Annotated in this window: 12 protein-coding genes; 8 read left to right on the forward strand and 4 right to left on the reverse strand. The window is 76.4% G+C overall.

Annotated elements, in window-relative coordinates:
• The 4 genes from PYV61_RS14075 to PYV61_RS14090 all read right to left on the reverse strand — a co-directional run.
• A partial coding sequence (locus PYV61_RS14075; RefSeq protein WP_275832567.1) for a hypothetical protein occupies positions 1-251 on the reverse strand: 251 nt, incomplete at its 3' end.
• A 117-nt stretch (positions 252-368) separates the two neighbouring features.
• Entirely contained in the window at positions 369-1,289 is a 921-nt protein-coding gene (uvsE, locus tag PYV61_RS14080; RefSeq protein WP_275832570.1) for a UV DNA damage repair endonuclease UvsE, read from the reverse strand.
• Between the two features lie 98 nt (positions 1,290-1,387).
• On the reverse strand, positions 1,388-1,873 hold the full coding sequence (locus PYV61_RS14085; RefSeq protein ID WP_275832572.1) for a plastocyanin/azurin family copper-binding protein: 486 nt from the start codon (positions 1,871-1,873) through the stop codon (positions 1,388-1,390).
• A 241-nt stretch (positions 1,874-2,114) separates the two neighbouring features.
• On the reverse strand, positions 2,115-2,417 hold the full coding sequence (locus tag PYV61_RS14090) for an HU family DNA-binding protein (RefSeq protein ID WP_275832574.1): 303 nt from the start codon (positions 2,415-2,417) through the stop codon (positions 2,115-2,117).
• Between the two features lie 373 nt (positions 2,418-2,790).
• Here PYV61_RS14090 and hisG point away from each other — a divergent pair, with 373 nt between their 5' ends.
• The 8 genes from hisG to PYV61_RS14130 form a co-directional block, all read left to right on the forward strand.
• Entirely contained in the window at positions 2,791-3,690 is a 900-nt protein-coding gene (gene hisG / locus PYV61_RS14095; RefSeq protein ID WP_275832576.1) for an ATP phosphoribosyltransferase, read from the forward strand.
• Positions 3,691-3,790: 100 nt separating this feature from the next.
• A complete protein-coding gene (gene hisD / locus PYV61_RS14100) occupies positions 3,791-5,302 on the forward strand; it encodes a histidinol dehydrogenase (RefSeq protein WP_275832578.1) in 1,512 nt (503 codons plus the stop codon).
• Complete coding sequence (locus PYV61_RS14105) at positions 5,295-6,461, forward strand: histidinol-phosphate transaminase (protein WP_275832580.1); 1,167 nt, start codon at positions 5,295-5,297, stop codon at positions 6,459-6,461. Before hisD ends, PYV61_RS14105 begins: the two co-directional genes overlap by 8 nt.
• Complete coding sequence (hisH, locus tag PYV61_RS14110; protein ID WP_275832582.1) at positions 6,458-7,078, forward strand: imidazole glycerol phosphate synthase subunit HisH; 621 nt, start codon at positions 6,458-6,460, stop codon at positions 7,076-7,078. The genes PYV61_RS14105 and hisH overlap by 4 nt, the downstream gene beginning before the upstream one ends.
• A complete protein-coding gene (locus PYV61_RS14115; protein ID WP_275832598.1) occupies positions 7,075-7,794 on the forward strand; it encodes a 1-(5-phosphoribosyl)-5-[(5-phosphoribosylamino)methylideneamino] imidazole-4-carboxamide isomerase in 720 nt (239 codons plus the stop codon). Before hisH ends, PYV61_RS14115 begins: the two co-directional genes overlap by 4 nt.
• Before the next feature lie 100 nt (positions 7,795-7,894).
• Positions 7,895-8,485 (forward strand): imidazoleglycerol-phosphate dehydratase, encoded by a 591-nt coding sequence (locus PYV61_RS14120; RefSeq protein WP_275832600.1) that lies wholly within the window; start codon positions 7,895-7,897, stop codon positions 8,483-8,485.
• A 60-nt stretch (positions 8,486-8,545) separates the two neighbouring features.
• A complete protein-coding gene (gene hisF / locus PYV61_RS14125; RefSeq protein ID WP_275832603.1) occupies positions 8,546-9,304 on the forward strand; it encodes an imidazole glycerol phosphate synthase subunit HisF in 759 nt (252 codons plus the stop codon).
• Between the two features lie 34 nt (positions 9,305-9,338).
• The coding region (locus PYV61_RS14130) for a crosslink repair DNA glycosylase YcaQ family protein (RefSeq protein ID WP_275832605.1) at positions 9,339-9,935 on the forward strand (597 nt) is incomplete at its 3' end.

Raw genomic sequence — 9,935 nt, forward strand, 5'->3', positions numbered from 1 at the left:
GCGGCGTTGCGGGCGGCGCGGATCGCCTCGCGCGGCACCAGCACGCGCGCGCCGAGCGCGAGGACCAGCGCCTCCCCCGCGCCGGTGACGAGGAGCCCGCGCCGCCGCATCGCGTTGCGCGCCCGCGCGGCCGCCCACGCCGCGCGCAGCTGCACCCCCGGCGGGAGCGGCAGCGGCTCGTCGACGACCACGCCGCGCCCCCCCGCGGGGAACGCGGAACCGGGCGGGGTGGGGCGGACGTCGGTCGTCACGGTCGCGTTCCGGGGTTGCCCTCACGAGGGAGCTGCGGGGCGGCGGGGCTGCGGAAAGGCATGGTGCTCTTCCGCAGCCCCGCAGGAGCGAAGCGCCGCAGCGTCATCCCGTGGAAGCTACACCGCCCCCACCGGCCTCGCCCCGACCTCCCCCATGATGGCGAGCACGGCCCGCTCCTTCGCCTTCGCCTCGACGTCGACCGTGAGCGGCATGCCGCGCCAGAGCGGCGGCAGGTCGGCGGGGTCGAGGTAGTCGGCGTGCGGGCGCGGGTTCCTCGCGTCCCAGCCGTCGCGCGGCGACGAGACGTGGAAGTACGGCTCGCGCGCGCCCCACGTCCCGGCCGAGCGCAGCGTCGCCTCCTCGACCGACAGCGCGTCGGGGTTGCAGCGGTGGTGGTGCGAGTCGTAGACGAGCGGGAGCCCCGTGCGCGCGCAGAACGGGAGCAGGTCGGCGGGGGAGAACAGCCGGTCGTCGTTCTCCAGCGCGAGGCGCGCGCGGGCGCGCGGGGAGAGCGTGTCGACGGCGCGCGCGAGGCGCTCCAGCGCGGCCTCCTTGCCCCCGGTCGCGCCGCCGACGTGCAGCGTGACGACGTCGGCGCCCACCGTCTCGGCGACCCAGCACTGGAACTCCAGCTCGCGGCGCGACGCCTCGCGCACCGCCTCGCGCTCGGAGTTGAGCACGACGAACTGGTCGGGGTGGAGCGAGAGGCGGATCCCGCAGCGCGCGGCGTGCGGCGCGATCGCGGCGAACGCCGCCTCGAGCCCCTCGGCGTCCGGGCCCTCCAGGTCGGCGAGCGCGTAGCCCGTGACCGGGTGGGTGGCGAGCGGGAGGATCTGGCTGTTGATGCGGAAGGCGCCGATCCCGAGCGCGTGGCAGCGGTCGACCGCCTGCGCGAGGGCGGCGGCGTTGTCGCGCGCGATGCCGGCGAGGTAGGCGCGGCGCGCCCCGGCGTCGAGCCCCGAGACGTAGCGGTGCGTCGCCGTGCGGAACCTGATGGGCGCGTCGAGGAACTGGCAGCAGAGGCCCCAGCGGATCATGCGTCCACGAAGGGCAAGAGCGGCGCCCGGGTTCCGGAAACGACGAAGGCGCCGGCCACGTGGGCCGGCGCCTCCGGGACTGCGGAGACCAGGGTCGCTTACTGGACCGTGATCACGCCCTTCATCCCCATCGCGAGGTGCGGCGTGCAGTTGTAGTTGTACGTGCCCGGCGCGACGCCGGCGAACGAGATGGTGACCTTCTCGTTCGGGTTGAGCATCATCTGCGACGTGAGCGGCGCGGCGGCGTTCGGGATGTTCGCCGTGAGCTGCGCGGCGCCGGCGGCCGGGATCGCGGCCTGGTCGAACGCCACGTTGTGCGGGCCGCCCGAGACCATGATGAAGTCGACCGCGTCGCCCGCGGCGATCGTCAGGTTGGCGGGCTCGAAGCGGTAGCCCTTCTCGTCGCCGACCATGTTGACCGTGTGGGTCTTGCCGGTCGCCGGCTGCGCGGTGGCCGTCGAGGCCGCGGCGTCCGTCGCCGGGGCCGGAGCGGCGGCGTCCGTCGCCGCCGGGGCGGCGGCGGCCGTGTCGGCCGCGTTGTCCTTGTTCCCACCGCAGGCCGCGAGCACGAGCGCGCTGGCCACAAACGCAAAAGCGCTGAAACGCATTGTCTGGAAGCCTCCAAGGCCGTTCAGAGCCGGTGCCGCACACCATGTGGGACCGGGCTGCCGAGCGTCCCCGGCAGCAGGCGAATGCTACGCGGCCCCGGATGGGGAATCAACTGCCCGAGGTGCGCCGCGACACGTCAACGCAGACGCCCGCCCGACGGTTGCCGGGCGGGCGTTCGTGGCGCGTCCTGGCGGGCCCGACGGGGCCCGGCGGGGCTCACTTGCCCTTGGCGGTGCCGCGGACGGTGCCCTTGAGCGTCGCGCCGGCGCGGAACGCCGGGACCTTGCTGGCCTTCGCCTTCACGGGCTCGCCCGTCTGCGGGTTGCGGAACGTGCGGGCGCCGCGCTTGCGCTGCTCGAACGTGCCGAAGCCGGTGATCGACACCGCGTCGCCCTTCTTCAGCGCCTTGGCGATGACGCCGCCGTTCGGGTCGAACAGCGAGTTGATGATGCGCGAGGCCTGGGCGCGCGAGAGCTCGTGCTCGTCGGCGATGTGCTGGATCAGCTCGGACTTGTTCATGGCCGCCTGAGGGAGGAGGGAGGAGTGCGTGGGGGGACCGCGCGGGGGCGCCGCGCGGCGGCGGGCAGTCTCGCGGGGGCGTGCCCGGCGCGCAAGGCCAGACGCGGTACGGCTCCGTCACGCGTCGGGCCTCCGGCGGGGCGCCCGCGGGACTTCCGCGCGCGCGGCGGGGCGCCTAGCTTGCCGGCCATGTCGCACGCGTCGCACGCGCCCCGCCACCATCACGCGCATCACGGTCACGGCCCCTCGGGCCGCGGCGTGACGCGCGCGCGTGCGTGAGACGGCGAGGACGACCCGCCGCCCCCACCGCCCGGCTCGCACCCGCGGCCCGTCCCCAGGACGGGCCGCGTTCGTTTTGCCCCCCCACGCTCCCATGCTCCGCATCGCACTGCCCAACAAGGGGCGCCTCGCCGAGGACGCCCGCGAGCTCTTCACCGACGCCGGGCTCGAGGTCCGGGTGCGCGGCGACCGCGCGCTCACCGCGTCGCTCGGCGGGGAGTTCGAGGCCATCTTCGTCCGCGCGCAGGACATTCCCGAGTTCGTCGCCGACGGCGCCGCCGACGCGGGCGTCACGGGGTGGGACCTGGTGTGCGAGTCGGGGCGCCCGCTGGCCGCGCTGCTCGACCTGGGCTTCGGGCGCTGCCGCGTGGTGCTGGCGGCGCGCGAGGACACGCGCGTGCGCGACGTCGCCGACCTCGACGGGCCGGAGGCGGTGCGCGTGGCGACCGTGTTCCCGCGCGTGACGCAGCGCTGGTTCGAGGAGCGCGGGCGCACGGTCACGCTGGTCCCGATCTCGGGCGCGGTCGAGATCGCGCCGCACCTCGGGATCGCCGACGTCATCGTCGACCTCACCTCGACGGGCTCGACGCTCAAGATGAACGGGCTGCGCGAGGTGGCGACGGTGCTCGAGTCGAGCGCGCGCCTCATCGCCGCGCCCGGCGCGGTGGCGGCCGCCGGCGAGACGCCGACCGAGAAGCAGCGCGCGCTGGAGGAGCTGGTGACGGCGCTGGAGTCGGTGCTGCGCGCGCGCGGCAAGCGCTACGTGATGGCCAACGTCCCGCGCGCCGCGCTGGAACGGGTCAAGCAGGTGCTGCCGGGGCTCAACGGGCCGACGGTGATCGACATCCTGAACGGCGGCGCGATCGGGACGTCGGCGTACGTGGCGGTGCACGCGGTGGTGCCGGCGGCGACGCTCTACCGGACGATCGCGCAGCTCAAGGCGCTGGGGGGGGAGGGGATTCTCGTGACGCGCATCGAACGGCTGATGCCGTGACGGCCGGGTGGGGCGAGTTCCGATACCGCGAGATCCGATACGGCGAGAAATGATGACGACAGGCGGGGATACCGAGGGCGGGGCGCGCGAGGGGGAGTTCGTGTCCTCCGGGGTGGCGCACGAGCTGCGCGCGGCGGCGGCGAGCGAGGGGGTGCCGCTGTCGCCGGAGGGCGGGGCCGACGGGACGGTGCGGCTGCGGTTCCGCGGGCGCGTCGACCGGCTGCCGGACGCCGAGCGGCGGCTGCTGTGCGACCGCGCGGGGACCAGCGACCCCGAGATCCGCGCGCGCACGGCGGCGATCGTCGAGCGCGTGCGGCGCGACGGCGACGCGGCGCTGCGCGAGATGGCGCGCGAGTTCGACCGCGCCGAGCTGGCGGCGGTCGAGGTGCCGCCGGCGGAGTGGCGCGCGGCGCTCGAGGAGCTGGACGGCGGGCTGCGGCGCGCGATGGAGCGCACGATCGCCAACGTCCGCACCGTGCACGCGGCGTTCCGGCCGAAGGCGTCGGAGGTCGAGCCCGAGCCGGGGATCGTCGTCGGGCGGCGCCCCGACCCGCTGCGCCGCGTGGGCGTGTACGCGCCCGGCGGGCGCGCGGCGTACCCGAGCTCCGTGATCATGGGCGTGGTGCCGGCGAAGGTCGCGGGCGTGGGCGAGGTGGTGCTCTGCTCCCCGCCGGGCCCCGACGGGCTCCCGTCGGCGGTGGTGCTGGCGGCGGCGGCGCTGGCCGGCGTCGACCGCGTGTTCGCGATCGGCGGCGCCGGCGCGGTGGCGGCGATGGCGTACGGCACCGAGAGCGTGCCCCGAGTCGACCGCATCGTCGGCCCGGGGAACGCGTACGTCGCCGAGGCGAAGGCGCAGGTGGCGAGCGTGTGCGCGATCGACAGCCCGGCGGGGCCGAGCGAGCTGCTGGCGATCGCCGACCACACGGCCGACCCGGTGACGGTCGCGCGCGAGCTCCTCGCGCAGGCCGAGCACGACCCGCTGGCCGCGGTGGTGTGCGTGGCGGTCGGCGACGAGACGGCGGAGCAGGTGGAGGACGCGCTGGCCGACCTGATCCCCGACGCCGAGCGGCGCGACATCGTCGAGCGCGCGCTGGCGGGGCAGGGGGGCGTGCTGGTGGCGCAGACGTACGACGAGGCGGCGGCGTTCGCGAGCGACTACGCCGCCGAGCACCTGCTGCTCGCCATCGGGGAGCCGGAGCAGAAGATGGTGCTCGGCCGGCTGCGCAACGCGGGGACGGTGTTCCTCGGCGAGACCAGCTCGGTGGCGTACGGCGACTACATGACCGGCGCCAACCACGTGCTGCCGACGGGCGGGCTGGCGCGCTCGTACTCGGGGCTGTCGACGCTCGACTTCGTGCGCTGGACGTCGTACCAGCGGGTGACGCCGCAGGCGGCGGCCAAGCTGGCGTGGGACGTGGGCCGCTTCGCCGACGCCGAGGGGCTGCCGGGGCACGCGGCGGCGGCGCGGGCGTGGATGAAGGACCGCGACGGCGGGCGGACGCGGCTGCGGGAGCGGGCGTTCCGGAAGCGGGTGAAGGACATTCGGGAGGAGGCGAGCGACGAGCGTCGAGCGTCGAGCGATACCCCGGACCGTGAGACCGACCATGAGTGACACCAGCACCACCCTCGACGCTCGACGCTCCACGCTCGACGCTCCGGCATCGCGCCCGAGCTACGCCCACATCCCGCTCTACGCCCCCGGCACCCCGCCCTGCGGCACCGACGTCGGCGACACGATCAACCTGTGGGGCGCGCCGCCGGCGGCGCTGGCGGCGGTGCGCGCGGCGCCCGACGCGACGGTGTTCAACTACCCGTCGCTCTACGGCGCCGCGATCAAGGCGGCGATCGCCGACCACGCCGGCGTGGCGCCGGACGAGGTCACGACGGGCGCGGGCTCGGACGGCGTGATCGACTGCGCCTTCCGCGCGTTCGCCGAGGTGGGCGGGCGCGTGGCGTACCCGGCGCCGACCTTCTCGATGGTGCCGATCTACGCGCACGCGAACGGGATGGCGCCGGTGCCGGTGCCGCTGGCCGGCGACGACTGGGCCGCCGACGCCGACGCGCTGCTCGCGGCCGACGCGGCGATCACCTACCTCTGCACGCCCAACAACCCGACGGGGACGCCGCTCGCGCGCGCCACGGTCGAGCGGGTGGTCGCCGGCGCGCGCGGGCTGGTGATCGTCGACGAGGCGTACGCCGAGTACGTGCTGGCCGACGACGAGCGGCGCGCCGAGGTGTTCACGCCCGAGGCGCCGGGGATGCGCCGCGTGCTGTCGCTGCGCACGCTGAGCAAGGCGTTCGGGCTGGCGGGGCTGCGCGTGGGCTACGGCGTCGGCGACCCGGCGCTGGTGCGCGAGGTGGACAAGGCGCGCGGCCCGTTCGTGGTGTCGGCGCTGTCGGAGCGGGGCGCGCTGGCGGCGCTCGCCGACGCCGACGACGGGCGGCGGTGGGTCGCCGAGCACGCGCGCGTCGCGGTGGCGCAGCGCCGGAAGTTCGACGCGGGGCTCCGCGCGCTCGGCCTCGCGCCGGCGCCGACGGCGGCGCACTTCTCGTTCGTGCCGCTCCCCGACGCCCGGGCGGTCGCGATGCGGCTGGCGGCCGAGTTCGACGTCGGCGTGCGCGTGTTCGCCGGGCTGCCGACCGTGGTGCCGGCGCTGGCGGCGAGCGGCGGCGAGGGGCTGCGCCTCAACGCCGGCCCCGACGCGGTGCAGCGCCGCGTGCTCGAGGCGCTGGCGCGCGTGCTGGAGACCCCCGCGCCGGAGGGGCGATGACGCGGCGCGTGACGCTGTTCGACTACGGCGCCGGCAACCTGCACTCGCTGGCCAAGGCGCTGGAGCGCGCCGGCGCCGCGGTGCGCGTGGAGGCCGACCCGGCGCTCGCGGTGCGGGACACCGACGCGCTGGTGCTCCCCGGCGTCGGCGCCTTCGCCGCGGCCGCCGAGCGGCTGGCGCCGGGGCGCGACGCGATGCGCGACGCGGTGGCGGCCGGGCTGCCGACGCTCGGCATCTGCCTCGGCATGCAGCTCCTGTTCGAGGGGAGCGACGAGGGGCCGGGCGACGGGCTGGCGGTGATCCCGGGGCGCGTGATGCGGCTCTCGGCGCGGCGCGTGCCGCAGATCGGGTGGAACGCGATCGAGCCCGCGGCCGCGACGCCGGACCCGCTGCTGGCGGCGTCGCGCCTCGACGTCGCGTACTACGCCAACAGCTTCGTGTGCCGCCCGGCCGACCCGGCGCCGGTGATCGCGTGGAGCGAGCACGAGGGCGACCGCTTCCCGGCCGCGGTGCGCGCGGGCGCGGCGGTGGGCGTGCAGTTCCACCCCGAGAAGAGCAGCGCGCCGGGCGTGGCGCTGATCGCGGCGTTCGTGACCTCCCTCCCCCCCGACCGATGATCGTGATCCCCGCGGTGGACCTGCGCGACGGCGCGTGCGTGCAGCTGGTGGGCGGCGAGTACGCGGAGGAGCGCGTGCGTCTCGAGGACCCGCTGGCCGTGGCGCGCGAGTGGGCGCGCCTCGGCTTCCGGCGGCTGCACGTGGTCGACCTCGACGCGGCGACGGGGCGCGGCTCGAACGCGTCGGCGGTCGCCGAGATCGTGCGGCACGGCGGCGTCGACCTGGTGCAGGCCGGGGGCGGCGTGCGCGACGAGGCGGCGGTCGAGCGCCTGATCGACGCCGGCGCCGGCGCGGTGGTGGTGGGGACGCGCGCGCTCGAGGACCCGGACTGGCTGCGCGAGATGGCCGAGCACTACCCGCACCAGCTGGTGCTCGCGGCCGACGTGCGCGAGCGGCGGATCGTGACGCGCGGGTGGCAGCACACGCTGCCGCGGGTCGTCACCGACGTGCTCGAGGAGCTGCACGACGTACCGCTGGCGGCGGTGATGGTGACCGCGGTGCACCTGGAGGGGCAGATGCGCGGCACCGACCTGCCGCTGATGGAGGACGTCGCCGAGGCCGCGCACGTCCCCGTGTTCGCCTCGGGCGGCGTGTCGAGCGCCGGCGATCTGCGCGCGCTGGCCGACCGCGGCGTGGCGGGGGCGATCGTGGGGATGGCGCTGTACACCGGGGCGCTCGATCCGCGGGCGATCATCGAGGAATTCCACGAGGACTGAACGCCTGCGACCTGCGACCTGCGACCGGGTGCCCTCGCAGGTCGCAGGTCGCAGGTCGCAGGACACGCCACACCGAACCCGCGCACGGAACCCGACCCCCATGCCCACGATTGTCCGCGAGACGAAGGAAACCCAGATCACCATCACCGTCGCCCGCGCCGCGCGGCCCGAGGCGCCGGCGGCGCGCGTCGACACGTCGGCGCCGTTCCTCGACCACATGCTGGTGACGCTGGCGCGCTACGCGGGGCTCGACCTCGACGTGCGCGCCCGCGGGGACCTGCCGCACCACCTGATCGAGGACGTGGGGATCGCGTTCGGCGAGGCGGTGCGCACGCTCGCCCCGGCGACGGCGGCGCGCTACGGCGACCGCACGATCCCGATGGACGACGCGCTGGTGCACGTCTCGCTCGACCTGGGCGGGCGCGCGTGGTACGCCGGGCGGCTGCCGGCGCGGCTGTACGACCACTGGTTCCAGTCGTTCGCGTACAACGCGCGGGCGACGCTGCACGTGCGCACCCTGCGCGGCCGCGACCGGCACCACGTCGTCGAGGCGGCGTTCAAGGCGCTCGGGCTGGCGCTGCGAGACGCGCTGGCGGAGTCGGGGGTGGTGTTCTCGACCAAGGGCGCGGTGAGCCTCACGAGCGTCGAGCGTGGAGCGTCGAGCGTCGAGGGGGCTCCCGGTGACGCCTGACCTCCCGCGCGCGAGGGCGTCCGCTCGACGCTCGACGCTCACCGCTCGACGCTTCCTCCCATGCTGACCCGCCGCCTCATCGTCTGCCTCGACGTCAAGGGCGGGCGCGTCGTGAAGGGGACGCAGTTCGTGAACCTGCGCGACGTCGGCGACCCGGTCGAGCTGGCGGCGCGCTACGAGGCCGAGGGGGCCGACGAGATCACCTTCCTCGACATCTCGGCGTCGTCCGAGGAGCGCGCGACGCTGCTCGACGTGGCGCGGCGGACGGCCGAGCGGCTGTTCGTGCCGCTGACCATCGGCGGGGGCGTGCGCACCGCCGACGACGTCGGGCGCGCGCTGCGCGCGGGGGCCGACAAGGTCTCGATCAACTCGGCGGCGGTCGAGCGCCCCGAGGTGCTGACCGAGAGCGCGTGGCGGTTCGGCGCGCAGTGCGTGGTGGCGTCCATCGACGCCAAGTGGGACGACGCGGCCGGGATCTTCCGCGTGTACGTGAAGGGCGGCCGCGCGCCGACCGACCGCGAGGCGGTGGCGTGGGCGCGCGAGTGCGTGCGGCGCGGCGCCGGCGAGATCCTGCTCACCAGCATCGACCGCGACGGCGCGCGCACCGGCTACGACCTGCCGCTCACGCGCGCGGTGGCCGACGCGGTGGACGTGCCGGTGATCGCCAGCGGCGGCGCCGGGAACGCGGAGCACGTGCGGGCGGCGATCGCCGACGGGCACGCCGACGCGGCGCTGGTCGCCGGGATCCTGCACGACGGGGTGACGACGGTGGGCGCGCTCAAGCGCACGATGGCCGACGCCGGGCTGCCGGTCCGCTGACGTGACGACGGCCGTGCGCCCGACCGCGCCCCGGATGCGCGCGCACCTCGCGCGGCGCCTCTTCGCCGAGCGCGGCGACCTCGCGGCGACGGTGGCGCGGCTCGGGTTCGTGCAGGCCGACCCGATCCGCGCCCCGGCGCGCGCGCAGGACCTGATCCTCCGCCACCGCGTGCCGCGCTACCGGGCCGGGGACCTCGAGCGCCGCTACCCCGCGCTCGGCCTCGACGAGGACTTCGTGTACGCGTACGGCTTCGTGCCGCCGGCGACGCGCGCGCTGCTGCACCCGCGCCCGGGCGCCGTCGCGCCGGAGGGGCTGGCGCGCGAGGTGCTGGCGCACGTGCGCCGCGCCGGGCCGACGCACCCGCGGGCGCTGGAGGCGGCGTTCGGCGCCACGCGCGAGACCAACTGGTGGGGCGGCCAGTCGCGCGCCACGACGTGCGCGCTGGAGTGGCTGCAGCACCACGGCTGGCTGCGCGTCACGCGCCGCGAGGGGGGCGTGCGGGTGTACGAGGCCGCGGGCGCGGCGGCGGGCGACGCACTTGCGGCCGACGAGCGGTGGCGGCGGCTCGCGCTGGTGGTCGCGCGCCTCCTCGGCCCGCTGCCCGCCGCGAGCCTGCGCGGCGCGCTGCGG

Source organism: Roseisolibacter sp. H3M3-2, assembly GCF_029211165.1.
Taxonomy (GTDB): Bacteria; Gemmatimonadota; Gemmatimonadetes; order Gemmatimonadales; family Gemmatimonadaceae; genus Roseisolibacter.